This window comes from Streptomyces sp. NPDC023541, from assembly GCF_055559995.1.
Window position 1 is genome coordinate 183,200 of sequence record NZ_JBVHJO010000012.1, and the last position, 24,908, is coordinate 208,107.

General features: G+C 73.3%; 24 protein-coding genes. 17 read left to right on the forward strand and 7 right to left on the reverse strand.

Translation table 11 applies throughout. The annotated features are described in order from the left end of the window. The first annotated feature begins 431 nt into the window (after nucleotides 1–431). Entirely contained in the window at nucleotides 432–752 is a 321-nt protein-coding gene (locus ACZ3X1_RS27280) for a DUF4436 family protein (protein ID WP_467281296.1), read from the forward strand. A gap of 159 nt (nucleotides 753–911) precedes the next feature. After that, entirely contained in the window at nucleotides 912–1,952 is a 1,041-nt protein-coding gene (locus ACZ3X1_RS27285; RefSeq protein ID WP_467281297.1) for a polyphosphate kinase 2 family protein, read from the forward strand. A gap of 129 nt (nucleotides 1,953–2,081) precedes the next feature. Here the strand turns inward: ACZ3X1_RS27285 and ACZ3X1_RS27290 are convergent, their stop codons facing one another. The 3 genes from ACZ3X1_RS27290 to ACZ3X1_RS27300 all read right to left on the reverse strand — a co-directional run bounded on the left by ACZ3X1_RS27290 (nucleotide 2,082) and on the right by ACZ3X1_RS27300 (nucleotide 5,930). After that, nucleotides 2,082–3,281 carry a S8 family peptidase gene (locus ACZ3X1_RS27290; RefSeq protein ID WP_467281298.1) on the reverse strand — a complete coding sequence of 400 codons (1,200 nt, stop codon included), beginning with the start codon at nucleotides 3,279–3,281 and terminating at the stop codon, nucleotides 2,082–2,084. 488 nt (nucleotides 3,282–3,769) lie between these two features. After that, complete coding sequence (gene gdhA, locus ACZ3X1_RS27295) at nucleotides 3,770–5,125, reverse strand: NADP-specific glutamate dehydrogenase (protein WP_356813429.1); 1,356 nt, start codon at nucleotides 5,123–5,125, stop codon at nucleotides 3,770–3,772. 160 nt (nucleotides 5,126–5,285) lie between these two features. Beyond that, nucleotides 5,286–5,930, reverse strand: coding sequence for a dihydrofolate reductase family protein (locus tag ACZ3X1_RS27300; RefSeq protein ID WP_362634655.1), 645 nt, complete (start codon nucleotides 5,928–5,930; stop codon nucleotides 5,286–5,288). 494 nt (nucleotides 5,931–6,424) lie between these two features. On the opposite strand from ACZ3X1_RS27300, the gene ACZ3X1_RS27305 reads away from it, so the two are divergent. Next, a complete protein-coding gene (locus ACZ3X1_RS27305; RefSeq protein WP_467281299.1) occupies nucleotides 6,425–7,450 on the forward strand; it encodes an FUSC family protein in 1,026 nt (341 codons plus the stop codon). Here the strand turns inward: ACZ3X1_RS27305 and ACZ3X1_RS27310 are convergent. Continuing rightward, on the reverse strand, nucleotides 7,422–8,672 hold the full coding sequence (locus ACZ3X1_RS27310) for an MFS transporter (protein WP_467281300.1): 1,251 nt from the start codon (nucleotides 8,670–8,672) through the stop codon (nucleotides 7,422–7,424). The genes ACZ3X1_RS27305 and ACZ3X1_RS27310 overlap by 29 nt on opposite strands. A 421-nt stretch (nucleotides 8,673–9,093) precedes the next feature. Here ACZ3X1_RS27310 and ACZ3X1_RS27315 point away from each other — a divergent pair, with 421 nt between their 5' ends. The 12 genes from ACZ3X1_RS27315 to ACZ3X1_RS27370 all read left to right on the forward strand — a co-directional run bounded on the left by ACZ3X1_RS27315 (nucleotide 9,094) and on the right by ACZ3X1_RS27370 (nucleotide 19,234). Beyond that, nucleotides 9,094–10,251, forward strand: a complete 1,158-nt coding sequence (locus tag ACZ3X1_RS27315; protein ID WP_467281301.1) for an agmatine deiminase family protein — start codon at nucleotides 9,094–9,096, stop codon at nucleotides 10,249–10,251. Between the two features lie 73 nt (nucleotides 10,252–10,324). Then, nucleotides 10,325–10,756, forward strand: coding sequence for a VOC family protein (locus ACZ3X1_RS27320; protein WP_356813434.1), 432 nt, complete (start codon nucleotides 10,325–10,327; stop codon nucleotides 10,754–10,756). Nucleotides 10,757–11,509: 753 nt separating this feature from the next. Beyond that, entirely contained in the window at nucleotides 11,510–12,370 is an 861-nt protein-coding gene (locus tag ACZ3X1_RS27325) for a CAP domain-containing protein (protein WP_467281302.1), read from the forward strand. 167 nt (nucleotides 12,371–12,537) lie between these two features. Beyond that, entirely contained in the window at nucleotides 12,538–13,095 is a 558-nt protein-coding gene (locus ACZ3X1_RS27330) for a hypothetical protein (protein WP_356813437.1), read from the forward strand. Between the two features lie 294 nt (nucleotides 13,096–13,389). Continuing rightward, complete coding sequence (locus ACZ3X1_RS27335) at nucleotides 13,390–14,181, forward strand: thioredoxin family protein (RefSeq protein ID WP_356813438.1); 792 nt, start codon at nucleotides 13,390–13,392, stop codon at nucleotides 14,179–14,181. Then, nucleotides 14,178–14,792: a TlpA family protein disulfide reductase gene (locus ACZ3X1_RS27340; protein ID WP_467281303.1), complete on the forward strand. Its 615-nt coding sequence runs from the start codon at nucleotides 14,178–14,180 to the stop codon at nucleotides 14,790–14,792. Before ACZ3X1_RS27335 ends, ACZ3X1_RS27340 begins: the two co-directional genes overlap by 4 nt. Further along, the gene (locus tag ACZ3X1_RS27345) at nucleotides 14,789–15,571 is read left to right on the forward strand and encodes a cytochrome c biogenesis CcdA family protein (RefSeq protein WP_356813440.1); all 783 of its coding nucleotides are present in this window, start codon (nucleotides 14,789–14,791) and stop codon (nucleotides 15,569–15,571) included. The genes ACZ3X1_RS27340 and ACZ3X1_RS27345 overlap by 4 nt, the downstream gene beginning before the upstream one ends. A gap of 86 nt (nucleotides 15,572–15,657) precedes the next feature. Next, nucleotides 15,658–16,236 (forward strand): hypothetical protein, encoded by a 579-nt coding sequence (locus ACZ3X1_RS27350; protein ID WP_467281304.1) that lies wholly within the window; start codon nucleotides 15,658–15,660, stop codon nucleotides 16,234–16,236. 235 nt (nucleotides 16,237–16,471) lie between these two features. Beyond that, entirely contained in the window at nucleotides 16,472–16,756 is a 285-nt protein-coding gene (locus ACZ3X1_RS27355; RefSeq protein WP_467281305.1) for a hypothetical protein, read from the forward strand. Then, a complete protein-coding gene (locus ACZ3X1_RS27360) occupies nucleotides 16,720–17,046 on the forward strand; it encodes an HPP family protein (protein WP_467281306.1) in 327 nt (108 codons plus the stop codon). Before ACZ3X1_RS27355 ends, ACZ3X1_RS27360 begins: the two co-directional genes overlap by 37 nt. Nucleotides 17,047–17,096: 50 nt before the next feature. After that, a complete protein-coding gene (locus ACZ3X1_RS27365) occupies nucleotides 17,097–17,822 on the forward strand; it encodes a response regulator transcription factor (protein ID WP_356813443.1) in 726 nt (241 codons plus the stop codon). After that, on the forward strand, nucleotides 17,819–19,234 hold the full coding sequence (locus tag ACZ3X1_RS27370) for a HAMP domain-containing sensor histidine kinase (RefSeq protein ID WP_467281307.1): 1,416 nt from the start codon (nucleotides 17,819–17,821) through the stop codon (nucleotides 19,232–19,234). Before ACZ3X1_RS27365 ends, ACZ3X1_RS27370 begins: the two co-directional genes overlap by 4 nt. Here ACZ3X1_RS27370 and ACZ3X1_RS27375 read toward each other — a convergent pair. Continuing rightward, the gene (locus tag ACZ3X1_RS27375; RefSeq protein ID WP_356813445.1) at nucleotides 19,231–19,725 is read right to left on the reverse strand and encodes a MarR family winged helix-turn-helix transcriptional regulator; all 495 of its coding nucleotides are present in this window, start codon (nucleotides 19,723–19,725) and stop codon (nucleotides 19,231–19,233) included. The genes ACZ3X1_RS27370 and ACZ3X1_RS27375 overlap by 4 nt on opposite strands. Nucleotides 19,726–19,811: 86 nt before the next feature. Here ACZ3X1_RS27375 and ACZ3X1_RS27380 point away from each other — a divergent pair, with 86 nt between their 5' ends. Together ACZ3X1_RS27380 and ACZ3X1_RS27385 are read left to right on the forward strand one after the other, a co-directional pair. Next, a complete protein-coding gene (locus tag ACZ3X1_RS27380) occupies nucleotides 19,812–20,699 on the forward strand; it encodes an SDR family NAD(P)-dependent oxidoreductase (protein ID WP_467281308.1) in 888 nt (295 codons plus the stop codon). Between the two features lie 523 nt (nucleotides 20,700–21,222). Continuing rightward, nucleotides 21,223–21,990, forward strand: a complete 768-nt coding sequence (locus ACZ3X1_RS27385) for an NPP1 family protein (protein ID WP_467281309.1) — start codon at nucleotides 21,223–21,225, stop codon at nucleotides 21,988–21,990. A 39-nt stretch (nucleotides 21,991–22,029) separates the two neighbouring features. On the opposite strand, the gene ACZ3X1_RS27390 is transcribed toward ACZ3X1_RS27385, so the two are convergent. Then, nucleotides 22,030–24,096 carry a SpoIIE family protein phosphatase gene (locus ACZ3X1_RS27390; RefSeq protein WP_467281325.1) on the reverse strand — a complete coding sequence of 689 codons (2,067 nt, stop codon included), beginning with the start codon at nucleotides 24,094–24,096 and terminating at the stop codon, nucleotides 22,030–22,032. A 166-nt stretch (nucleotides 24,097–24,262) separates the two neighbouring features. Then, nucleotides 24,263–24,841, reverse strand: coding sequence for a type 1 glutamine amidotransferase domain-containing protein (locus ACZ3X1_RS27395; RefSeq protein ID WP_467281326.1), 579 nt, complete (start codon nucleotides 24,839–24,841; stop codon nucleotides 24,263–24,265). Between the last annotated feature and the right edge of the window lie 67 nt (nucleotides 24,842–24,908).

A 24,908-nucleotide genomic window follows, 5' to 3' on the forward strand; every position in this document is an offset into this window, starting at 1 on the left:
CGGAGCGGTGTCCGGCGGCCGGCGCCGGCACACCCGCCCGGGTACGGCGGACCGCCGCCCCGGTCGACGAGGACCGGTCGACGAGGACCGTACGGCGGCGGCGTCGAGCCGAACGGCCCCGTCGCGGTGCTGATCGTGGTGGCGGTGGCCGTGGGGTCGCGGCTGCAGCTCACCGAGCGGCAGGCGATCGACAAGTCCGCAGGGTGGGATCGAACAGCGCCGGACCGGGTGGACGTCGGGCGACCGTCCAACGCGTCGACGCCGCGGCCAGGAAGCTCGTGCTGCGGGTCGGGCGCCCCGGCCGGGCCGGACCACCGAGGCGACCGTCGGCGACCTGTCGTTCCGGGCGCACGAACGGCGTGCGGCGAAGGACGTGAAGGTCGTCACTGGAGTCGGTCCGGTCGGGCAGCCGGCTCTGCTTCGCGGTCCTCATGACGGTCGTGATGTGGGCGCTTGCGGCGTCCGTACTCACCGGGACCTGGTACCTGGCGTCCCGCGGCGAGGGCCTGGTCCGGCCCGCCCCGGACTGGAGGGCCGCGACCCTGTTCGCCCTCGCGGCCGTCCGGAACACCGCACCCGGCTCACCTCCTGTCGGGTGCGTGCTGGACCGGCTCGCCTTCCTGTGGGCCGAGACCGTCACCGCCCTCTGCGGGACCGCCCCGGTCCTCCCCGGCGCCCGCACCACGCTCCGGCCGGACGACGAGACGACGGACGGCGAACCGGAGGACCGCAACGCGCGACGGGACGGGTGAGGGCGCGGGCGCATGCCCGGTGCCGGCGGGACGGGCGATCTTGGCCCGGCGAGCAGACAATGGGCACGAGGCGCCCGGCGCGGTGGAGGTCCCGGGCGGGGGCGGGCGCTCGACGCCGCCCGCCGCCATGCCGTGGGTCCAGCGAAGGACTGATGGGTGATGTCGGACGAGAGAGCCGAACGCATCGCGGATTTCATCGAGCCGCTGCGGGTGAAGCCGGGGTCGCACGTGCGCCTCGACCGCGACTTCGATCCCCGCTTCAAGGCCGGCCTGAAGAAGCGGGACGGCGCCGAGCTGCTGCGCAGCGGGGTGTCGTTGCTGGCCGAGTACCAGGACCGGCTGGCCGCCCAGGACACGTACGGCGTGCTGATGTGCCTCCAGGCCATCGACGCCGGGGGCAAGGACGGGACGATCCGTCACGTGATGAGCGGCGTCAACCCACAGGGCGTGCGGGTCAGCAGCTTCAAGGTGCCCTCCGCCGAGGAGCTCGACCACGACTACCTGTGGCGGTACGCCCGGCGGCTGCCGGCTCGCGGCGAGATCGCCATCTTCAACCGCTCGCACTACGAGGAGGTCCTCGTCGTACGGGTGCACCCCGACAACCTGGTCCGGCAGAAGCTGCCCGAGGAAGCCTGCGGGCCGGACGTGTGGGACCGCCGCTACCGGGAGATCAACCGGTGGGAGCACTACCTCACGGACAACGGGTTCAAGGTGGTGAAGATCTTCCTCAACCTGTCACAGGAGGAGCAGCGCGCCCGGTTCCTCCAGCGGATCGACCGGCCGGAGAAGAACTGGAAGTTCTCCGCGGCCGACGTGCGGGAGCGGCGCCGGTGGGACGACTACCAGCACGCGTTCTCCGCGATGCTGTCGGCCACCAGCACGCAGTGGGCGCCGTGGTACGTCGTGCCGGCGGACCGGAAGTGGTTCGCGCGGATCTGTGCGGCGGCCGTCCTCGCGCACACCTTGATGGACATCGATCCGCAGTACCCCGATGTGGGGGAAGAGGCGCGCAGGGCCCTCCTGGTCACTCGCCGCGAGCTGGAACGGGAAGCCCCCGCCGGCGCCCCGGCCGATCCGCACGCCGACTCCGACTCCGACTCCGAGTCTGACTCTGAGTCCGACTCCGACTCCGACTCCGAGTCCGACTCCGTCGTCCGGCGGCGCGGGAAGAAGAAGCACGGGAAGAGCAAGCGCGGCTGAGGCCGCAGGCACGAAGGCGACGTCGTGCTCATCGCCGCCGGGGACGGGGGGCGGACGGGCTGATCGTTCGACGCCGAGGAGCGGCCCTCCGCAGTGCGGAGAGCCGCTCCTGACGGATCTGCCGAAACGTTACGGCGCGACCTTCAGCAACTTGTTCGCGGTGCCGGAGGACGGGTTCTTGATGGCTCCCTTCGTCGCGGACCCGGTCAGCGCGGCGGCCGTGGCGGCCGGCGTCGCGGACGGGTTGGCCGCCAGGTACAGGGCGGCGGCGCCCGCCACGTGCGGGGAGGCCATCGAGGTCCCGGAGATCGTCTTGACCCCGGTGTCACTGTCGTTCCAGGCCGACGTGATCTCCGATCCCGGTGCGTAGAGGTCCACCACCGAGCCGAAGTTCGAGAAGTCCGACTGCTGGTCGCCCTCGGTGCTGGACGCGACCGTGAGGGCCTCGGGCACCCGGGAGGGGGAGCCCTGGCCGGCGTCGGAGGACTCGTTGCCGGCCGCCACCGCGAAGGTCACACCGGCGTCGATGGCCCGCTTGACCGCCGCGTCCAGCGCCTCGTCCACGCCGCCGCCGAGGCTCATGTTGGCGACCGACGGGCCGGAGTGGTTCTTCGTCACCCAGTCGATGCCCGCCACGACCTGCTCGGTGGTGCCCGAGCCGTTGTCGTCCAGCACCCGCACCGCGACGATCTTGGCCTTCTTGGCGACGCCGTGAGCGGTGCCGGCGATGGTGCCCGCCACGTGCGTCCCGTGGCCGTTGCCGTCGTCGGCGGTCTCGTCGTTGTCGATCGCGTCGAAACCGTGAGCGGCGCGGCCGCCGAAGTCCTTGTGCGAGATGCGGACTCCGGTGTCGATGACGTACGCCGTCACCCCCTCGCCGCCGCCGTCGGGGTACGTGTACTTCTGGTCGCTGGCCGTGGCGGCCTGGTCGATCCGGTCCAGGCCCCAGGACGGGGGCTTGTCCTGGGTCTCCTTGATGGTGAAGCGCTTGTTCTGCACGACCGTTCCGACGGCCGGGTCCGCGGCGAGCCGCTTGGCCTCCTTCTCGGTCAGGCCGGACGCGGAGAAGCCGTTGACCTTGGAGCCGTAGGAGCGCTCCAGCTTGCCTCCGTACTTCTTCGCCAGGTCCTCCTTGTTCGCGGATGCGTCGAGGATGACGACGAAGCTGCCGTCCACGGCGCCTTGGACACCGAGGCCGTGCACGATCCCCTCGGCCGGTTCGGCCGCCCCCGCGAGGGGGCTCGCGAACAGGGCCGCCGCGACCGCTGTCGCGGCTCCCGCGGCTATGGCCGTGTTGCGAAGGGCGTTGGATCGCTTGTGAGTTGCCATGTAGAGGGTTCTCCTCGTGTTGACGTGTGGGGCGTCAAACGTTCTGTAGAACCCTGTTCCGATTGACAGGAGCAAATCAAGGGCGAACCGGGGGTAAGGACTTGTTCAACTAGGTTTCTCAATAGCCCCTCCACACCTTCTCCATCTCGCACACGCGTTCTCACGAACTCCCGCGTGTAATAAGCACGTTCTTTGCAGGCGCACGCGGGGTCGGGTGTCTCGGCGGCGACCGGGAGCCGCTCCTCCTCGCAGGAGTGAGCAGCGACTCCCGAGGTCCCCGCGCAGTACGGCCGCCGTCTCCACGGATTTCGAGGAGAGACTGCGCCCGCTCGTCGCGGGCATCGGGGCCCGCTACGGCATCTCCTGACCCGTCGTCACCGCCGGGGCGGGGGCCGTACCCACGCACGCACCCCGGCAACGGCGAAGCGGCCCGGGAGGCGAGTCCCGGGCCGCTCCACCGACGTCACGAGCGCGGCGTGGTCACCGGATCAGATGACGCCCTGGGCCAGCATCGCGTCCGCGACCCGCTCGAAGCCGGCGATGTTCGCGCCGGTGACGTAGTCGCCCGGAGCGCCGTACCGCTCGGCGGTCTCGTGGGCGACGGCGTGGATCGACCGCATGATGGCGGCGAGTTCGTCTTCCACCCGCTGCGCGCTCCAGGCCGCCCGGCCGGCGTTCTGGCTCATCTCCAGGGCGCTGACCGCGACCCCGCCCGCGTTGGCGGCCTTGCCCGGCCCGAAGGCGACCCCGGCCTCCTGCAGGATCCGTACGGCCTCGGGGGTGGTCGGCATGTTCGCGCCCTCGGACACCGCCTTGACCCCGCCCGCGACGAGCGTACGGGCGTCCCCCGCCTCCAGTTCGTTCTGCGTGGCGGAGGGGAAGGCGATGTCTGCCGGCACGTCCCACACCCGGCCGGCGGGCACGAACCGCGCCGAGGATCCGCGGCGCGCCGCGTACTCGCTCACGCGCCCGCGCTCGACCTCCTTGACCTGCTTGAGCAGTGCGAGGTCGATGCCCTTGTCGTCGACGACGTAGCCCTGGGAGTCCGAGCAGGTCAGCGGGTTCGCGCCGAGCTGCTGGAGCTTCTCGATCGTGTACAGCGCGACGTTGCCGGAGCCGGAGACCACTGCGGTCAGCCCGTCCAGCGACTCGCCCCGGACCTTCAGCATCTCGGCGGCGAAGAGCACGCTGCCGTAGCCGGTCGCCTGCGGCCTGATCGCGGAACCGCCCCAGCCCTGTCCCTTGCCGGTCAGGACGCCGGCCTCCCAGCGGTTGGTGATGCGCCGGTACTGGCCGAAGAGGTAGCCGATCTCGCGGCCGCCGACACCGATGTCCCCGGCGGGAACATCGGTGTGCTCGCCGATGTGCCGGTGCAGTTCGGTCATGAAGGACTGGCAGAACCGCATGACCTCGGCGTCCGACCTGCCGCGGGGGTCGAAGTCGCTGCCGCCCTTGCCGCCGCCGATGCCGAGGCCGGTCAGGGCGTTCTTGAAGATCTGCTCGAAGCCGAGGAACTTCACCACGCCGATGTCCACGGACGGGTGGAAGCGCAGGCCGCCCTTGTAGGGGCCGAGCGCGCTGTTGAACTCGACGCGGTAGCCGCGGTTGACGTGGACCCGGCCGCGGTCGTCCTGCCACGGGACACGGAAGACGATCTGCCGCTCGGGCTCGGTGAGCCGCTCGACCAGGGCCAGGGCAGGGTCGGCGTACTCGGGCCGGGCGCTGAAGACGGGGGCCAGCGTTTCGAGGACCTCCCGTACCGCCTGGTGGAACTCGGGCTGCGCGGGGTTGCGGCGCTCGATCTCCGCCCGCAGTGCTTCCAGCCTGTCCTTCGAGTCCTTCACGTGTGTCCTTCCAGGTCGGTTCCGAGTGCGGCGCGCCGCGAACGCGCGGTTTCGGAAGAGTTCTTCCAGAGGGCGGCCCTTTCGCGGAGGCTACCGCGCACGGCGCTGGTCCGGGGAAGGCTTCTGCCCCGCGGACAAAAACCCGCGGGGCGCAAGCGCCTCAGCCGTCGCTTCCGGTACCCCGATCGGGTGCACTCATGTCCCCGGTCGCGGGAACGCCGTCGGCGAGTCCGTAGCGCAGGTACACGGTGCCCTTGGGGCCGGCTGCCGGAGGTTCGAGGAGCGTGAGGTTCGTGGGCACCGCGCCCCCGTCGAAGACCTTCTTCCCGACGCCGAGCACGATCGGGTGCACCCAGAGGTCGAGCCGGTCGAAGAGCTTCTCGCGCAGCAGGGTCTGCACGAGGTCCAGGCTGCCGACGACCTTGATGTGCTCGTGCCGGTCACGGATCTCGCGCACCGCGCCGGCGAGGTCCGGGCCGAGCTGTGTGGATCCGGCCCAGGAGAGGTCCGGCGTGCCGCGCGAGGCCACGTACTTCGGGACCCGGTTGAAGAGCGTGGCGATGTCGTCGTCCTGGCCGCCTTCCTGATGGGGCCAGTAGGCGGCGAAGATGTCGTAGGTGCGCCGGCCGAGCAGGAGGGCGTCGGTGCCCTCGTAGGCGGCGCCGACCTGCGCCCCGGCGGTCTCGTCCAGGAGGGGCGCCTGCCAGCCGCCGAACGGGAATCCGTCCGGGTCCTCGTCGGGGCCGCCGGGCGCCTGGCCGACGAGGTCGAGGGTCGCGAACAGCTCGATGTGGATGAGTCCCATGACGTGCTCCAGGTGAGTCGGTCTTCTCCGTCAATGGATAGACCGGCGCGAGCCCGCCGACTCATCGGCGCGAGGGAAGTCCGGCGCGCGGAAGTCCGGCGCGCGACCCGCCGAGCGCGGTCGGCGACGGGCCATGAGTCCGATGCCGTGTTCGAACCGCTCATCGAAGGAGGCGTCGCCGAGGTGGGCGATCTCGGGCGGCGACCACGGCCTGCGCGACCCGCGCCGGCTCTCCCGCTTCGGCGGCCCCACCCGGCAGGCGGACGCTACCGCGGCGGCCGGTTGCGGCTCGCTCACCGTCTGCTCCTGCCGCAGGCTCCACGGCTCGAACCAGTACAGCCCCGCGCCCCCTCAGTACGCCACCACGGCCACCACGGCCGCCGCGGCGGGCAGCAGCTTCCGCCGCCGCGTGCCCTCACGTCCCACGTCGCGCCCTCGGTCGTTCGACACGCGGTTCGGCCGGCTACAGGACGGCGAACCCTACGATGTCCGTCATGCCCGGTACGGTCGTCTTTCGTCCGCACTTCCCCTCCGCCGGCGCGCGGCTGCGGTCCGGCGCCCGCCTGGTGATCTGCGCCGCGGTGCCCTGGTACCTGTGCCTGTGGTGGGGCACGAGCACGGCGCCCGTGCCCGCGGCCCTGCCGGCCGTCCTGATCCTCCGTGAGGACGTGTACACGGCGCCGCGCCTGGCGTGGGAGCGCCTGGTGGGCGTTTTCGTGGGTGTGCTGCTCAGCACGCTCCTGCTGGGCCGGCTGCCGCCCTCGTCACTGTCCTTCCTGGCCGTGCTGGTGTGCGGGTGCGCCGGCATGTACCTGCTGGGCGGGCCCGGCTCCCCCAACCAGCAGGTCCTCGTCACCGCGCTGATGATCTACGCCACCGCGCTTCCCGGGTATCCGCTGGCGCGGCTGGCGGAGACCCTGGTCGGGATCGCCGTGGTCGTGCTGCTCGGACCGCTGCTGTGGCCTCCGGACCCCTACAGGTCCGCCGCGGAGGGCCTCGACGCGTACCGGGCGGGAGTCGGGCGCCTCCTCGACGGGGTGGCCGGCCGACTCGCCCGCGGCGGGCCGCCCGCGGCCCCGGATCCGCTGCCCGAGGGGGCGTGGCTGTGGCTGCGGCCGCAGGCCTGCCGGGCCGCCTTCGACCGGGCCGCACGGCGCCGACGGACCCGCAGACCGCCCGACGGGCTCGACAGGCGCCTGGTGCTGGCCGCCCGCAGCGCCGTGACCCTCCAGTGCTTCACGCAGGAGCTGCAGGAACGCGCCCGCGGCCTGAGCGCCGACCCCTCCGCGGCCACCGCCCCCGATCCCGCCCTGCGCGCCATCGCCCCGCTGGTCCGGTCGACCGCGCTGGCCCTGGACGCCGCCCTGCGCGGGGACGGGTTCGCCGCCGAGCTCGACCGGGCCCGGGGTCTCGACCTCACCCACCGCGCGGCTCACCCCACCCGGCACGACGCGGTCCTACGGGCCGGCCTGCACCTGACGCACGAGGCCCTCAGCGACCATCTCGCGGCCGGCCGTTGAGGACCGTACGGTCCGCCGGGGCCGAACGCGGCAGCAGGAGCGGGGTGGCCATGCCGAGGAGGCCGGCGATCGCGATCGCGGCGCGGGGGCCGGTGGCGACGGCCAGCACGCCCCACAGGGCGGTGAGCGCGGCGATGACGGCCTTGCCGGACACCGACCAGGCGAGCAGGGTGCGGGCGGCCCGGTCCGCGGGGGTCCGGGCCAGCCGGCAGGTGGCCAGCACCGGGTTGAAGACACCCATGCAGGTGATGAGCCCCAGCTCGACGGCCATGACGAGGACGAGCCCGGGCGTGCCGGGGCCGACGAAGGCCAGCCACGGCAGCCAGCACGCCCGCAGCGTTCCCGCGGTGAGCATGACCCGGTGCTGCCCGAACCGGGCGCCGAGCCGCGGTGCCAGCCGCGAGCCGATCAGGCCGCCCACGCAGGGCACGGCGAAGGCGAGTGCGTACTGCCAGGGCGCGAACCCGAGGGGGCCGAGCATCAGGACGGCGAGCAGCGGCGAGGTCGCCATGATCAGGCCGCCGACCAGGACCGAGTTGAGGAACAGCGGGCGGAGCACGGCATCGGTCAGGATGTGCCGCCACCCTTCGAAGAGGTCGCCGGCGCGCAGCCGCTGCCGCGCTCCGGTGGGCGCCGGGCGCGGCTCCGTTCCCCCGATCGCGCGGATCCCCGCCGCCGAGAGCAGGTGGCTCACAGCGTTGGCCATGACGGTCGCCACCGGCCCGAACGCGGCGATCGCGGCCCCGCCGAGCGGTGGTCCGAGCATGGTGGCGGTCCACGTGGTGGATTCGAAGCGGCCGTTCGCGACGAGCAGGTCCTGCTGCGGGACGAGTTCCTTCAGGCACGCCCCGCCGGCCGCGGTGAAGGCGATGCCGGCCGCGCCGGCCACGACCGATACGACCAGCAGCTGGGCGAAGGTGAGCCCGCCGAGCACGTACGCCGCCGGCACGCTCGTCAGCGCCCCGAACCGGAGCAGGTCCATGGTGATCATCACCCGCCGCTTGGGGCGGGACTCCACCCACGGTCCGAGCGGCAGCGCCAGCACCGCGCCGACCGCCGGCCCCATGGCCGCCAGCAGCGACACCTGGGTCGTCCCGGCGTGCAGGACGAGGATCGCTATCAGGGGGAACGCGTCGAAGGCGAGCCAGGTACCGAGCGTACTGACGGCGTACGACGTCCACAGCCACCCGAAGCGCCGTCCCAGCGACCGCCCGCCCGCCATGATCCACCCGCCCCCGCTCCGGCTCCCCCAACGGATATGGCCTCGCGCCGTCAGGGGGATCGAAGCGAGCAGCGTACCGGCGGGCCGAGCCGGCGAGGCCACCGGTCCCGCCGGGTCGAGGCGCGCCGATGGCGTCCCGGCGGGGGGCGGGGTGGCGGGGTGGGATTACAGGAGCGGCTGCCGGTGACGCAGTGGATCCCGCCACCGCCGGTACCGAGGCGGTCGCCGTCAGGGGCCGTCCGGCCGAAGCCCGCCGGGAACTCGTCCCCCGGCTTCCGCGCGTCCGACTCCACCCGCACCGTCAGCCCGAATCACCCAGCCGCACCCGCTCACCGCTCGGGAGCGGTTTGCTCGCCTGTGCGACACTCGCGCCGGCCCTGGCGGGATGTATCCCTTCCGCCAGCCCACGATCGGAGTTCCCGTGCCCTTCCTTCCCCCCGCCCGCCGGACCGTCCTTCGCGCCCTCGCCGGAATCGGCGCGATCGTCGCGGGCGCCTCGGCCTGCGGCCCGTCCGCGGCCGGAGTACATCCCGAGGCCACGAAAGGGTCCGCCCCCGCAGCCGACGGGCGTCGCCTCGGTGCCGAGTGGGAGAGCCACACCCGCACCTTCATGGCCTGGCCCGCACTGGCCGCCGATGTGTGGGAGCGGGACCTGCGCCACGTGCGCGAGGACATCGCGCGGATCGCCCGGGCCGTCGGCAGGTACGAGGCCGTCGTCATGATGGCCCGCCCCGACGAGGCGGCCGCGGCCCAGCGGGCCTGCGGCAACGACGTCGAGGTCATCCCGCTCGCGGTGGACGACCTGTGGGCCCGTGACACCGTCCCCGTCTTCGTCGAGGAGGGCGGCAAGGTCGTCGGGGTCGACTTCAACTTCAACGGCTGGGGCAAGAAGCAGGAGCACGGGAACGACGGGGTGGTCGCCCGGGCCCTACTCCACAGGTACGGGATCCCCCGGGTCCAGGCCCCGCTGGTCGCCGAGGGCGGCTCCTTCGAGACGGACGGCGAGGGCACCCTGCTGGTCACCGAGAGCTCGCTCGTCAACGACAACCGCAACCGGGGCAAGGACCGGGACGGGATCGAGGCGGAGCTCAAGCGGACCCTGGGCGTCCAGAAGGTCGTCTGGCTGGCCGGCGTCCGCGGTGAGGACATCACCGACGCCCATGTGGACAGCCTCGTACGGTTCGCCGCCCCCGGCGTCGTCCTGCTGGACCGCGCGCACCCCAGCACGCCGGCTGATTCGTGGTCGCACTCCGCCGACCAGGCGAAGTCCGTCCTGTCACAGGCGACGGACGCCCGCGGCCGGCGCTTCGAGGTGATCGAGCTGCCGCAGCCCGACCTGAACAGGATCACGGGCGACGGGGACGACTTCGTATCGACCTACGCCAACTTCTACATCGCCAACGATGCCGTCTTCATGCCCGAGTTCGGTGACCGCGCGGCCGACGACCGGGCCCGCGGCATTCTTCAGGAGCACTTCCCCGAGCGGGACATCGTGCCGGTCGCGATCGACACGATCGCCTCGGGCGGCGGCGGCATCCACTGCTCGACGCGCGACCAGCCGGGCAAGCCCGCGGCCTGACCGGGCCGAGCACGTCGCGTCCCGCCGCCGCCGGATCCGGGCCCGACCGGCCGTCCCGCGCTACGGTGGCGGGATGGAACAGCGGATCAGCCTGGTCACCCTGGGGGTCTCGGACCTCGCCCGCGCGAAGCGCTTCTACGCGGCGCTCGGCTGGCGCGGCACCGAGGTCGAGGAGACGGTCTTCCACCAGGCCGGCGGTCTGGCCCTGGTCCTCTGGGACCGCGGGAAGCTGGCCGCGGACTGCGGTCTTCCGGACGCCCCGCCGGTCGGCTTCGGCGGGATCGCCCTGGCCCACAACGTGCGCGCCGACGCCGAGGTGGACGCCGTCCTCGCCGCGGCCGCGTCGGCCGGCGGCACCGTCACCCGCCCGGCCGCCGTCAACGCGATCGGTTTCTACTCGGGCGTCTTCACCGACCCCGACGGCCACGCCTGGGAGATCGCCAACAACCCCGGCTTCACCCTGACCGAGGACGGCTCACTGGTCCTGCCCGCCTTCGACGGCTAGATCGCGGTTCAGAACTGGGCTCCCGTGCCTGCCGGCACTGCTACGCCAACAGCGGCCGCGATCGGCGTCGTGCTGATGGTGATCAACGTGGTGAACACCGACCGCGAGTTCGCCGACGGCGCCGTCATCGTCCTCGTCGCTGCCTTGCCTCGCAGCGGCCGTCGCAAGCGGCCAACGGGTTCGGTGGATGCGGGAGTTGACGGGGAAACTCCCGTCGTTCCACAGGGCCTGACGGTGGTGTGCTCCGGCAGCAGTACGGCGACGAAGGCGTTACCGCCATCCACGGGACGGGCCCGCGGCCGGTCGCGTGGTACCTGGCGCTCGGGCGCACCCGCCCCCAGGTCGTCTTCGACGGCGTCGCCTCATCGGCAGGACGGTCCCCGCCGTCGAACCGACCTGCAACGGCGGGCGGCGGGCAGGGAAATGGGCTGCGCGTCGGAGGCTCGGGGGACCTGGACCGGACGGGCTCACCATGTACGTGCGGGCCACCAGAGTCCGGCGACGTCGCGAGCAGCGACGCCAGGTTCTGCTCGATCCCGACTGGGAAGACCACGGCTGACACCACCGGACGGCGGTCGTATCCGGCTTTGCACCAGGGGGAGTTGGGGCGATTGCCCGACTCGTCCCTGTGTTGACCCTGCGGGTTTCCTTAAGGGAACTTGAAGAAGCCCTCCAGGGGGCGATTCGGGCTGGTCACGGGCCTAGGCTCAGGCGGACTCCCCTCCTCCCCTTCTCTTGCGAGGTGTTACCGGCATGAGCCGCAGCCGAACTCCCGAAACGCAGACCCGCGTCGAGGCCCGGCGGAAGAAGGCGGTGCGCACGCGCATCGTGCTGTCTGTCACCGCGGCCGCCGCGGTGGTGGCGGTGGGGGTCGCGGTGGCCGACTCCGGCGATGACGCGCGGACCGAACGGCGGGCCGACGGCGCCGCAGGCGCGTCCTCCGGGACGGGCACGGGGACGGCGACCCCGGCGCCCGGCGCCGGCACGCCCACCACCGACGCCACTGTCTCGACGAACGCCAGCGCGTCCGCGTCGCCCGACGCCGGCGCCTCGGCGTCGGCGACGCCCACGGACCCCGCGACGGCGCAGAGCAGCAGCCCGGCGAAATCGGACTCCTCCCCCGCCGCCAAGCCCACGAAGAAGCCCGCCACCACCTCCGGCGGCGGTTCCGGCGGCTCGGGCGGTTCGGGCGGGGGCGGCAGCACGGGCGGGGGCGGTGGCACCGTCAACGCGGACGCCGAGTCCGCCGTGCTCGCCCTGGTCAACAAGGAGCGGGCAGCCGCCGGGTGCGGCGCGCTGGCCACCAACGCCAAGCTGAGCGCCGCCGCGCGCGGGTACAGCGACACCATGGCCCGCGCCGGCGTCATGTCGCACACCGGGCCGGACGGGTCCACCATGACCAGCCGCGTGGAGGCCGCCGGCTACAAGTGGTCCAACCTGGGCGAGAACATAGCCCGTGGGCAGGCCGACGCGGACGCCGTCATGAGGGCGTGGATGAACAGCCCCGGCCACCGGGCCAACATCCTCAACTGCGCCTTCAAGGAGATCGGCATAGGCGTCCACAAGGGCGACGGCGGCCCGTGGTGGACGCAGAACTTCGGCGCCTCGAGGTAACCGACCCCCTGGGGGCGAACACCCCCTGCCCCCCTGAACCGCCCCCCACAGCCACGTCCTCCCACCCCTACGCGGGCGGGAGGACGTCGGCGTTCGCCCGCCGGCGTACGGGCCGTCTCGGGGGGAGCCCGTGACAGACCGGCCGGAGCGTCGGACACTATGGGGCCGTGCCCCGAACTCCGCGCTACCTGCTCATATGGCTGTCGTGCACGGCCGCCAGCGTGACCGCCGTGCTCGCCACGGTCCAGTTCGTGGTCGGCTCGACCCGGCATACGCCCCCGGTCGCACGGTCCGCCCCGACGGTCATCGACACGCCTCCCGCCTGGCAGGCGGGGAGTCCGCCGGCTGACACGCCCTCCCCGACGGCGTCCGCCAGCCCCTCGCCGACGGCATCGCAGCGGCCCTCCCCCACGACGGCGGCCCCCACACCCGTCAAGGCCACGTCGGGCGCCCCCCGGACCGCCGCGCCGCGGAAGGTCGACTGCGAGGAGGGCGGAGCAGGCCTGTACACCGTCCCCTCGCAGGGCGGCAAGGTGACGGTGCGGTACGGGAGCCGCGGCGTGTGCCTGATCTCGGCGATCCCCAGCCGCGGCTTCAAGACCTCCACGTCGCAGACCTCGGACAGCACGCTCACGGTCACGTTCACGAGCGCCGACCACCGGTCGGTCATCACGGCGACGATCGACCCGGGAGCGAAGGCCAGCGTCCGCGAATCGTCCTTCTGAGGGCTTCGCGCGCCAACCCCTCCCGGCGACCTCGCCGTTACGGCCGATACGACCGATCTGCCTTGTTCCGGCCAAGCTCCGGCGAAGCGGAAGGTGAGCTCTTCCTTAGGGCAAGCTCAAGATCACGCCGACACGGTTCCCCGGGCCCCGAGCGGTCCTATGCTCGCCTCAGCCGAGCGGCCTTCGGCCCCGGGGCGCACGACGCCCCGATCCCCGTCGGGCCGCCGGTTTCACCGAGCCGGGGGGCGCTTCGCCCCTCCCGCAGTCCGAACCGTGCCCTGGGGTGTCTTCGCCATGAGTTCTCGCATGCTCCGACCCGTCCACGCCGAACGCGCCGACCGCGCCGACCGTCGTACGACGTCGCCCCGATCGGCCGCCGCCCTGGGACGGCGGCTGCCGCTGGTCGCCGCGGCCGTCGTCGCGGCGGGCCTGACCGCGGCCTGCGGACCGTCCTCCGAGCCCGCAGGCTCCGCCGCCGCGGCCACGGCCGGCCAGTCCTCCCAAACCTTCCCCTCGGAGTCGGCGACGGCCTTCGCCGAGGCGTCCCCCACCGCGTCGGCCTCGCCGTCCGCGTCCGCCTCCCCCTCGGCCTCCTCCTCGCCGACCCCGTCGCGGGCACCGTCCGGTTCCGCCTCGTCCGCCGGGGGCTCCGCCAAGCCGGCCCGTACGTCCGCCGCTCCCGCGCCGGCCAAGGTCCCCGGCCCCGGTTACGACAGCTCGGCCGACGCGCAGAAGCTGATCGACGCGGCGCTGCGCTCGGCCAAGGCCGACGGGCGGATGGTGCTGCTGGACTTCGGCGCGAACTGGTGCGGCAACTGCAGGGCCGCCGACAAGGTCTTCGCCCAGTCGCAGACCGCCGGGATCCTCGGCGCCTCGTACCACCTGGTCAAGGTGGACATCGGCGGCAACAGCCCCGCCAACTCCGCGCTCCTGCGCAAGTACAGCCCTTCCGGCGGCACCTACACGATGCCCGTCCTGGTCGTCGTCTCGCCGTCCGGCACGGTGCGCACCGATACCCACGTCACGGGCAACCCGTCGCTGACCTCGGAGGGCATCAACTCCTTCCTGCGCAAGTGGGCGTCATGAGACGACCGGTACGGGCGTCCCTCGTCGTCCCGGCCGGTACCGGCCTCGCGGTGGCGGCCGTGCTGGCCGTCGCCGGGCTCTGCACGGACGACCGATCCGGCGCCGGGTCCGCGGCCGGAGGGCCCCGCGCCGTCCGCGCCGCGGCCGGCGCGACGGTCATGGACCCCGGCTCCCGGCTGGACGCGCCCGCCCTGTCCGGAGCCGACCTGGACGGGGAGCGGGTCGCGCTCGGCGACTTCCGCGGCCAGGTCGTCGTACTGAACGCCTGGGGCTCCTGGTGCGGTCCCTGCCGTACGGAGGCGGACGACCTGGAACGGCTCAGCCGGCAGACCCGGGCCGACGGGGTCCGGTTCCTCGGCATCAACACCCGGGACCGGGACCGGGCGGCCGCCCGGTCCTTCGTACGCGCCCACGACATGACGTTCCCCAGCCTCCACGACCCCGACGGCGAACTCCTGCTCCGGTTCCCGCCCTCCCTGGTCAACCCGCAGGCGATCCCCTCGACCCTCGTGATCGACCGTCGCGGGCGCGTCGCCGCCGCCATCGGGGGCGCCGTCACCGACGAACAGCTGCGGCCCCTGCTCGCGCTCGTCCTGAAGGAGGAATCGTGACGGCCGCCGCGCCATGGGCGCTCGCCGTCGCGGACGCGCCCTCCCTCGTCAACGGAACGCTCGCGATCGCGGCTCCCGTGGCGTTCGCCGCCGGACTCGTCTCCTTCCTCTCGCCGTGCGTGCTGCCGCTCGTACCGGGCTACCTCAGCTACGTGACCAGCCTGTCGGTGGCCGACCTGGCGGACGCGCGCGGCGGGCGACGCAGCCGGATGGCGACCGGCGCGCTGCTGTTCGTCCTGGGCTTCACCGCGGTCCTCGTCTCCGGCGGCGCCCTGTTCGGATACTTCGGCAGGAGCCTGCTGGCGCACCAGGAGACGGTCACCCAGGTGCTCGGTGTCCTCACGGTGCTCATGGGGTTGTCCTTCATGGGGTTCCTGCCGGGCTTCACGCAGCGGGAGTTCCGCAGCCACCGGCGTCCCGCGCTGGGGCTCGCGGGGGCCCCGGCCCTCGGCGCGGTGTTCGCGGTCGGCTGGACCCCGTGCATCGGGCCGACGCTGGCCGCCGTGCAGGCGCTCGCCTGGACCGAGGCGAGCGCGGTCCGCGGGGCGCTGCTGATGGCCGCGTACTGCCTCGGGCTGGGGCTGCCGTTCGTTCTGGCCGCGCTGGCCTTCCGCCGGGCGCTGGGTGCCTTCGGTTTGGTCAAGCGCCACTACCCGTGGGTCCTGCGGACCGGGGGCGGCATGCTCGTCCTGGTCGGCGTCCTGCTCGCCACCGGAGTGTGGAACGACATGGTCTACACGCTGCAGCTGTGGAGCGCGAGCTTCAGCACGGCCCTCTAGACGGCCCGCCGAACGGCCCTCCGGGTCCTGTCGACCCGCTTCGAACCGATCCCGCAACACAGACGCACAGAGGCACAGAGGCACACATGAACACTTCCCTGTATGTACGGCAGTCCCGAAAGGCACGCGCCGCGGCCGCCCTCCTCTGCCTGGCCGCGCTCTCGGCATGCGGCGGGCAGCCCGCCGCGGACACCGCCGGCTCCGAGCGGGGCCCCGCACCCGCGACGCGCTTCTCCGAGAACGGGGTCACCGTCACGCTGTCGGTGGCCGACTGGAAGGCCTCGGAGGGCACCCTCACGGCGGTCTTCACACCAGAGGCCAAGGGCTTCCACCTCTACAGCACCGAGCTGCCGGCCACCGGCATAGAGGGCGTCGGCCGGCCGACGGCGGTGGGGGTCACCGGTGTTCTGAAGGCGGAGGGCAGCCTGAAGGCGGCCGCGGAGGTGCGGTCGATCAGCGTGCCCGGCGTCGACGCCCCGGTCCCCGTCTACCCGGACGGCCCGGTCACCACGACGCTGCCCGTCCGCGCCGACGGGAACGGGGACGCGACGGTACTGGTCGGCTACGCGAGCTGCAGCACGCGGGACGGCTGCACCATTCCGGTGTCCGACCGCCCCGTGCGGCTGCGCGTCACCGGTGACGGCCCGGTGTTCGAGGCTCCGTGACGGGCGTGCGGACCGGCACGGTGCGGCGAGGAGCGGACCCGGTCGCTGCCCGGTTCGGGCGGCTTCGTATGATCCAGGGGGTTCGCGTCCGCCCCCACCCCGGGCCGCCGCACCCCGGACCCGCCGGCCGCCCACCCGCCGATCGCGCGGGCCTGCCGGGCGATTCCGCCCTCCCCGCCGCTCACCGCCGGACGGACGCATGCCCGCCGACCCTGCCCCGAAGACGTCATCCCCCTTGAGCACCGACCAGATCGCCCCCGAGCGCGAGCGGGCGCAGCAGGCGCGGCCGCGCACACCCGCGGCCGCGCGCATCCGGATACCGTCGCGCCTCGTGGGACGCGCCCCGGCTCCGGCGCCCGGTACCGTCCTGCACAGCGTCAGCGGTGCCACCGCCGTCATGCTGGGCCTGGTGGCCATCGGCGCCGCCCTCCACGAACCCGTCCTCATCCCCCGCTGGCCGCGTCCGCGGCGATCGTGCACAGCGTGCCCGGCCTGCCGCTGGCCCAGCCCCGCAGTGTGATCGCCGGCCACCTGCTGTCCGCCGCCGTCGGTTACGCGGGGCTCGCGGCCTTCGGCAGCTCGCCCTGGGTGGCGGCCGTCGCGGCCGGGTTCGCGCTCGCGGTGATGACCCTGGCCAGGACCCCCCACTCCCCCGCCTGCGCCACCGCCGTCGTCATCGTCCTGCGGACGCCGGATCCGCGTACCTTCGTACCGCTCCTGGCCGGGGCGGCCCTGCTGATCGTCCTCGCGGGCTGCGCCCTCTCGCGCGCCCGCCGCACCGGCATCCACTACCCGCAGTACTGGTGGTGAGCCGCTCCCCCATCGGCTCCGACCGGCAGGACACCCCCTAAGGTGTCCGCATGCCGAGCGTCCTGGTCGTGGAAGACGACCCCAGCATCCGCCAGTCCCTGATCGAGGTCCTGACGGAACACGGGTATGCCGTACGCAGCGCCGCAGACGGCTTCGGCGCCCTGCGCGAGGTCACCCAGACGCCGGTCGACGCCGTGGTCCTCGACCTGGGACTGCCCGATCTGGACGGAGGCGACGCGCTGCGCATGATCCGGGGCATATCCTCCGTGCCCGTCCTGGTGGCCACCGCCCGCGACGACGAGTCCGAGATCATCAAGATCCTCAACGCGGGCGCGGACGACTACCTGGTCAAGCCCTTTTCCGGCGGGCAGCTCGTCGCACGCCTCTCCGCCGTCCTGCGGCGCACCAGCCACGTCCCGCCCGCCGGAGCCGCCACCGGCGGCGCACCGGTGACGGCGGCGGCCGAACCGCTGCGGGCCACCGTGGTGGGCGAGCTGGCGGTGGACCCGGGTGCGCGCACCGCGTACCTGGCCGGGCGGGAGCTGCGCCTCACCCGCCGGGAGTTCGACCTCCTGGCCTTCCTCGCCCGCCACTCGGGGCAGGTCGTCTCCAAACGCCGGCTGCTGACGGAGGTCTGGCGGGAGCCGTACGTGGACGACCAGACGGTCGACGTGCACCTGTCGTCGCTGCGGCGCAAGCTCGGTGAACGCGCGGCTGCACCGCGCTATCTGCTGACCGTGCGGGGCGTCGGCATCAAACTGGTGGCCCCGCGTTGAGGCGCTCCCTGGCCGGTGTGGCCCTCGCCGTGACCTCCATGGTCGCCCTCTCCTTCCTCATACCGCTGGCCCTGCTGGTGATGTCGCTGGTCAAGGAGCAGGGCGTCAACGCCGCCGAGCAGCGGGCCGCCGCCCTGGCACCCGTCCTCACCCTGACCACGGACCCGTACGCGCTGCGGGAGTCGGCTGCGAGCCTGGACGCGGCCGAGTACCTCGTCGTCCACCTGCCCGGTTCCGGGGCCCTCGGCACGTCCAAGGCCCCGGCGGCGCTGCTCGAACGGGCCCAGCAGGGTCGCGAGTCCATCTCCCAGGAGATCCCGAACGGCTGGATCTGCCTCCAGCCGGTGGTGCTCCCCGGTGACCAGGTCGCCGTCATCGAGAACTTCGTCCCCGAGGCGGAACTCACCCGCGGAGTGAAGGAATCGTGGGCGGTGATGCTCTTCCTCGCGGTGGGGCTGGTCGGCGGTTCCGTCCTGGTCGCCGACCGCCTCGGGGCGAAGGTCGTCCGGTCCTCGAAGCGGCTGGCGCAGGCCTCGCAGGCGCTGGGCCAGGGCGATCTGGACACGCGGGTGGACCCCATGGGCCCCCCGGAGCTGCGCGACGCGGGCATCGCCTTCAACGCGATGGCCCACCGGATGACCGAGCTGCTCGCCGTCGAACGGGAACTCGTCGCCGATCTGTCGCACCGGCTGCGGACCCCACTGACCGCCCTTCACCTGGCGTCGGAGCGGATGGCCGGCACGCCGGAGTCGGCCAGGGTGGAGGCCGCCGTCGGCGAGCTGGAGACGGAGCTCCAGGCGATCATCGCCGCGGCGCGCACCCCGCTGGCCGTGGGCCCCATGGGCCAGGGCCTGCTCGGTACGGAACCGGCCGCGGGCCCGGCATCGGCCGGTAGGGGGGCATCCGGGCCGCGCTGCGAGGCGGCCGACGTCGTACGCCGCCGCACGGCCTTCTGGTCGGTGCTGGCGGAACAGCAGAACCGGCGCTGCGCCCTCGACCTGACCCAGGAACCGACGGCGGTCAGCCTCTCCGACGACGACATCGCCGCTGTCGTGGACGCGCTGATCGGCAACATCTTCCGGCACACCGCGCCGGGGACCCCGTTCGGAGTCCAGGTGGTGCGCACGGCCCAGGCCGTGGAGCTGGTCGTGGAGGACGGCGGCCCCGGCATACCCGAACCGGACCGGGCCCTGTCCCGCGGTAGCAGCACCGGGTCCACCGGGCTCGGCCTCGACATCGCGCAGCGGGCGGCGACGGCCACGGGCGGCTCGATGCGCATCGCCCGCGGCCCGCTGGGGGGCGCGCACATCACGGTGACGTTCGCACTGGCACCGTCGGCGCCGTCCGGCCGCAGGCTCCGCAGACCGCGCACGTCGTCCCGCCGCCGCCCGGCCTGGCCGCGCAGCCGCTAAGGGCGTGTCCGCCCTGGAGCGCTTCCGCCCTGGGCGGTGTCCTTGGCGGCCTTGAGTTTGCGCCAGACCGTGCCGAGGGCCTCCAGGTCGTCCGCGTCGAGGAGGTCGGTGAAGACCGGGGCCAGGGCCTCGCGACGGGTGGCGTCGGCCTCGGTGAAGAGGGTGCGGCCGGCCGGGGTGAGCGAGACCTCCACGGAGCGCGCGTCGCGCGCCGACGGGGTGCGGGTCACCAGGCCCCGGCTCTGCAGGGCGTCCACGACCCGGGAGACCTGGCTGCGGCTGAGCAGGGTGCTGTTCCCCAGGACGGAGGCGGGCACCGGCTCGTGGCTGGACGCCAGCCACAGCATGACCTCGAACCATGACACGGGCAGGTCGTGGGCCTTGACGAGGGCCTTGTCGACGCGGTCCGTCATCGTCGTGCCGGCCCAGACCAGCCCGTAGAAGGCGTAGTCGGCCGCCGGCATCTCGGCTTCTGTGAGCTTCTTCGGCATGTCACACAGTCTAGAGGTTGCGTGCACACGCACATAACCTTAAAGTGTGTGTGCACGCACATAAATCCGAGCTTCCAGAGGCCCCCATGTCCACGCCCCCCACCACCCCCACCGCAACCACCACCGACGGCCCCCTCCGTACCGTCCTGATCACCGGGACCTCCTCCGGGATCGGCCTGGCCGCCGCCGTCGCCGCGGCCCGCGCCGGCTGGCGCACGGTGGCCACCCTGCGCGACACCGGCCGGGCCGACGCCCTGCGCGCGGCCGCTGCCGAGGCGGGCGTCGAGATCGACATCCGCCGGCTCGACGTCGTCGACGAGGAGTCCGTCACCGCCGCCGTGGAGGGCGTGATCGCCGACTACGGCCGCCTGGACGCCGTGGTGAACAACGCCGGCGCCGGACACCTCGGCACCCTGGAGTTGGAGACCGTGGCCGATGTCCGCGAGGTCATGGAGGTCAACTTCTTCGGCGTGCTCAACGTCTCCAAGGCCGCGCTCCCCCACCTGAGGGCCACCGGAGGCCGCCTGATCACCGTCACGAGCGTCGGCGGCGTCATCGGCCAGCCCTTCAACGAGGCCTACTGCGCGGCGAAGTTCGCGGTCGAAGGGTACATGGAGAGCCTGGCGCCGGTGGCGGGCACGCTCGGCGTGAACGTGTCCGTCGTCGAGCCGGGCGCGGTGGCGACCGAGTTCGTCAACAACATCGGGCTCGACTTCGAGGCCCGGATCGCCGCGGCCGGACCGTACACCGACGCGCTGCGCGCCTACATCGACCGCACGGTCGGCCAGTTCACGCAGGATGCGGCCCAGACCCCGGCCGGCGCCGCCGAGGCCGTCATGGAGGCGCTGACCGCCGACCGCCCCGCCTTCCGCATCCAGACCTCGCAGTGGGCCCGCGACTTCACCGGGGCCAAGCTGGCCGACCTGGACGGCTCTGCCGTCCTCGGCATGACGGGGACCTGGGTCGCGGCCTGACGCACCGGGACCAGGACGTGTGCCGAGCCCGCGGCGGGGTCATCATGGGAGGAGGCCGGCCGGGCCGCCGTCCGGCCGCCGGACCGCCGCGCGGCGGCGCGTCCCCCGTCGGGAGGTGACCCGCGCCCATGGACGAATCGCGCAAGGCCTGGATCTCGATCGGCGTCGTCATCGCCGTCATCCTTCTGAACCTCGCGGCCATCATCCTCATGAACACGGTCGGTCTGTGACCGTGTGACGGCGCCCGGCCGCGGCTCCGGTCCGCCCCCGGCTTTCGGGGGCGGACCTTTCGTGCGCACGGGGTCCACCTCCCGACCCGCCCGCGGGCGCCCGTGCCGCCATTTCTGACATTTCCTCAACTTTCCTGTTCTGACGGGGAGTTCAAGACACCCGCGTGTGCAGCAGACGCTGCACGGACCCTTGCCGTGCCGACCCGGTTCGCCAATGATGCTCCGGGCGTGTCGGTCGGCGGTGGCCGTCTCCGGCCCGCCACCCCCGAACCCGACCGGCCAGGAGGCCTGTTGTGCGGACCAACCGTCGCATCCCGAGATCCCTCGTCGTCGTCGGCGCCGCCCTCGCGCTCGTCGTCGGCGTTCCGCAGGTGGCCTTCGCGGCTCCGCCCCCGGCGCTGCCCGGCCAGGCCGAGGCGATCGAGCGGACCTTCCAGCCCGCCTACGACTACGACACCGACGGCTGCTACCCGACACCCGCCATAGGCCCGAGCGGGGTGCTGAACGGCGGGCTCAAGCCCACCGGCGCCCTCGACGGCAACTGCCGGGACGCCTCGGACCTCGCCAACACCAACGGATACTCGCGCTGGACCTGCAACAACGGCTGGTGCGCCGTGGTCTACGCGCTGTACTTCGAGAAGGACCAGGCGATCCCCGGCATCAGCCTCGGCGGTCACCGCCACGACTGGGAGCACGTGGTGGTCTGGATCCAGGGCAACGAGGCGAAGTACGTCGCCACCTCCGCGCACGGCGACTTCGAGATCCACGCACGCGACCGGATCCGCTGGGAAGGCACCCACCCCAAGATCGTCTACCACAAGGACGGCCTCGGCACGCACTGCTTCCGCGCGGCCAACACCAACGACGACCCTCCGGAGAACCACCGCGGCACCTGGCAGTACCCCACGCTCGTGGGCTGGTCGGGGTACCCGGCGACGCTCCGGGACAAGCTCAGCCAGGCCGACTTCGGCGGCGCCCACTTCGGTCTCAAGGACGGCTCCTTCGCCTCCCACCTGGCGGAGGCCAAGCCGGCGGGCATCCCCTTCGACCCGTACCTGTAGCCGGCGCGGGTCCGGCCCCTGTCCTCACTCCTCCCGCGGTCACAGCCGCAGGAGGAGCAGCGCGATGTCGTCCGTGTGCTCGGAGGCCGCGCCGGTGCCGTGAAGGAGCGCCTCGATGAGGTCGTCCAGATCCGCCCCGTCGTTCTCGGCGAGGATCACGGCGAGGTCGTCGGTGCCGCGCTCGGCGTCGATGCCGGCCGCGGTGGGCTTCTCGACCAGCCCGTCGGTGTAGAGGGCCAGGAGGGTCCCCGGCGCCAGCTCCAGGCGGGTGACGGGGCACGGGGTGTCGGCGCCGATGCCGAGGAGCGGGCAGGGGTCGAGGTCCACGCGGCGCGGCCGGGTTCCCGGGGCGTGTACCAGCGGCGGCGGATGCCCGGCGCTCGCCAGGGTCGCGCACCGGCTCGCGAGGTCGATGTGGACGTAGAGGCAGGACACGAGCAGTTCGGTGTCCAGGCCCGCCAGGAGGCGGGCGGTGCGGGCCAGGACCGCGCCGGGCGGGGCGCCCGCAGCGGCGCGGATGGCGGTGCGGACCTGGCCCATGAGGGCGGCGGCGGCGACGTTGTGCCCCTGGACGTCGCCGATGACGGCCGCCACGGTGGTGGCGTCCAGCGGGATGACGTCGTAGAAGTCGCCTCCGATGTCCATGCCGTGGCCCGCGGGCAGGTAGCGGGCGGCGGCCCGCAGGCCCGGCACGGTGGGGAGGGTATGCGGGAGGAGCGCCTGCTGGAGGCCATGGGCGAGGTCGTGCGCCGCGTCGTGCAGGCGGGCCCGGTCCAGGGCCTGGGCGATCAGTCCGGCCAGCGAGGTGAGGACGGCGCGCTCGTCCGCGGTGAAGTCGTGCGGCCGCTCGTAGGAGAGGATGCAGCAGCCCACCGGGCGGCCGGAGATGGTCAACGGGAGGAACGCCCAGGCCTGTTTGCCGCTGATCTGCGGTGCGCCGGGGTGTGCGCGGGCCATCGCCGCGGGGTCGCCGAAGAAGGCGGGGACGCCGTCGGCCAGTACCTGCCCCGCGGGCGTCAGCCCGGTGCCCAAGGGCAGGCCGTCGAGCCGCTCGATGGTCGCGGGATCATAGCCGTGGTAACCGGTGATCTTGAGGCGGCCCGCGTCGGCGGCGGACAGGACGAGGGCGTCGGCTCCGAACGCGGGCAGGACCTGGTGGGCGACCAGTTCGACGACGTCGCGGACGGTGACGGTCTCGGTCATGGCGGCCGCGAGGTGCAGGAGCTGGTGGACCCGGCCCGTGTGCGCGACGGTCCCGCCCGCGGCCGGGCCGGACCGGACCGTCTCCAGATGGCGGGCGGGGCGGGTGACGCGGACGCTGATGCCGCTGGAATCCGGATAGAGCTGGAAGCGCAGCGGGATGTCCGGCGGGCGCAGGGTGGTGAACTCGACCGGTTCGCGGCTGAGGACGGCGGACCGGTAGCGGTCCTCGACCAGGGGTGCGTCCAGCCAGGGCAGGGACTGCCAGGGCCACGTGCCCAGCAACTGGCCGGACGTACGGCCGAGCAGCTCCGCGGCGGTGCCGTTCACGAAGGTGATCCGGCCCTCCAGGTCCAGGGCCAAGGCGCCCTCGGGCAGGCGTTCGGCCCAGTCGGCGGCGGCCTGCGCCGGCCCGCCGCCGTACGTGCGGGGCGGTGCGATCGGGATGACGCGGGGACGGTCGGGCACCTCGGGCGCGCCGTCGGCCTCGTCCAGCATCCTGGCGATCCGGCGGGCGGCGGAGGTGACGTGGTGCTGTTCGCGCGGGCTCGACGTGCGGGCGTGACCGGCGGGCCAGAGCAGGAACAGGGCGCCGTGTGCGCCGCGGCGGCCCTTCAGCGGCGCCGCGGCCAGGCAGAACTCATAGGGCAGGCTGACCGCCGCCTGCGGGTAGTCGTGGGCCAGGTCCTCCTGCGAGCCGATCCACACCAGCCGGTCCTGGCGCACGGCGTCGCTCACGGGGGTGGAGGCGGTCACGGGGATCCGGTGCCACGGCCACGCCACCTCGGCCGGCACGCCGCACAGCACCACGAGGGCCAGAAGGCCGTGCTCCGGCCCGTCCCAGAGGTGGAACCCGCCGGCGGTCGCCCCGGTGCGCCGGATCGTCGCGGTCAGCGCCTCGTCCAGCAGCCAGGAGCCGGCCGCCCGGTCCGCCCCGGTGCCGGTGGCGGCGCGCGCGCCCGTAGGCGCACCCGTACCGCCGCCCGCGTCGGTACCCGCCGGGTCTTCACCGCCGCCGCTCACGGCCCACCTCCCGTCACAGCCCGCCGCCCGGGCACGCACCGACGGTCCGTCAGGGGCCGGACGAACCCTCCGCGGACGAGCCCTGTGCGGACGGTCCGGCGCCGAACTCCTTGACGAAGGCGGTGCAGAAGGCGTCGAGGTCGTCCGGCCTGCGGCTGGTGACCAGCGTGCCGGGCGCCGCCCGGCAGACCCGTACCTCTTCGTCGACCCAGGTGGCACCGGCGTTGCGCAGGTCGGTGGCGAGGCTCGGCCAGGACGTCACGGTCCTGTCCCGCACCACGTCCGCCTCGACGAGCGTCCAGGCGGCGTGGCAGATGGCCGCCACCGGCCGACCGGTGCGGAAGAAGCCCCTTACGAAGTCGACCGCGCCCTCGTCCATGCGGAGGGCGTCGGGGTTGGCGACGCCGCCCGGCAGCACCAGCGCGTCGTAGTCGTCCGGTCCGGCGGCGCCGACCACGTCGTCGACGGGGAACGTGTCCGCCTTGTCGAGGTGGTGGAACGCCTGGACCTCGCCGCTCTCGGTCGACACGAGGCGTGGCTGCCAGCCCTGGTCGGCCACGGCCTGCCAGGGCCGCTCCAGCTCGATCTGCTCCACGCCTTCCGGCGCCACGAGAAACGCCACCCTCATCGTCGTCACGTCCCTTCCACGGTGCATCGCGCCCGGCCGTCCTCCCGGCCGGCCGCGCACTGCGCCT

Excerpts from the sequence above, each read along its gene's own strand:
- ACZ3X1_RS27395 (WP_467281326.1), bottom strand. The coding sequence starts at position 24,841 with ATGAGGGTGGCGTTTCTCGTGGCGCCGGAAGGCGTGGAGCAGATCGAG.
- ACZ3X1_RS27350 (WP_467281304.1), top strand. The coding sequence starts at position 15,658 with ATGAACACTTCCCTGTATGTACGGCAGTCCCGAAAGGCACGCGCCGCG.
- ACZ3X1_RS27320 (WP_356813434.1), top strand. The coding sequence starts at position 10,325 with ATGGAACAGCGGATCAGCCTGGTCACCCTGGGGGTCTCGGACCTCGCC.
- ACZ3X1_RS27335 (WP_356813438.1), top strand. The coding sequence starts at position 13,390 with ATGAGTTCTCGCATGCTCCGACCCGTCCACGCCGAACGCGCCGACCGC.
- ACZ3X1_RS27340 (WP_467281303.1), top strand. The coding sequence starts at position 14,178 with ATGAGACGACCGGTACGGGCGTCCCTCGTCGTCCCGGCCGGTACCGGC.
- ACZ3X1_RS27380 (WP_467281308.1), top strand. The coding sequence starts at position 19,812 with ATGTCCACGCCCCCCACCACCCCCACCGCAACCACCACCGACGGCCCC.
- ACZ3X1_RS27285 (WP_467281297.1), top strand. The coding sequence starts at position 912 with ATGTCGGACGAGAGAGCCGAACGCATCGCGGATTTCATCGAGCCGCTG.
- ACZ3X1_RS27310 (WP_467281300.1), bottom strand. The coding sequence starts at position 8,672 with ATGGCGGGCGGGCGGTCGCTGGGACGGCGCTTCGGGTGGCTGTGGACG.
- ACZ3X1_RS27280 (WP_467281296.1), top strand. The coding sequence starts at position 432 with ATGACGGTCGTGATGTGGGCGCTTGCGGCGTCCGTACTCACCGGGACC.
- ACZ3X1_RS27290 (WP_467281298.1), bottom strand. The coding sequence starts at position 3,281 with ATGGCAACTCACAAGCGATCCAACGCCCTTCGCAACACGGCCATAGCC.
- ACZ3X1_RS27325 (WP_467281302.1), top strand. The coding sequence starts at position 11,510 with ATGAGCCGCAGCCGAACTCCCGAAACGCAGACCCGCGTCGAGGCCCGG.
- ACZ3X1_RS27365 (WP_356813443.1), top strand. The coding sequence starts at position 17,097 with ATGCCGAGCGTCCTGGTCGTGGAAGACGACCCCAGCATCCGCCAGTCC.
- ACZ3X1_RS27300 (WP_362634655.1), bottom strand. The coding sequence starts at position 5,930 with ATGGGACTCATCCACATCGAGCTGTTCGCGACCCTCGACCTCGTCGGC.
- ACZ3X1_RS27375 (WP_356813445.1), bottom strand. The coding sequence starts at position 19,725 with ATGCCGAAGAAGCTCACAGAAGCCGAGATGCCGGCGGCCGACTACGCC.
- ACZ3X1_RS27305 (WP_467281299.1), top strand. The coding sequence starts at position 6,425 with ATGCCCGGTACGGTCGTCTTTCGTCCGCACTTCCCCTCCGCCGGCGCG.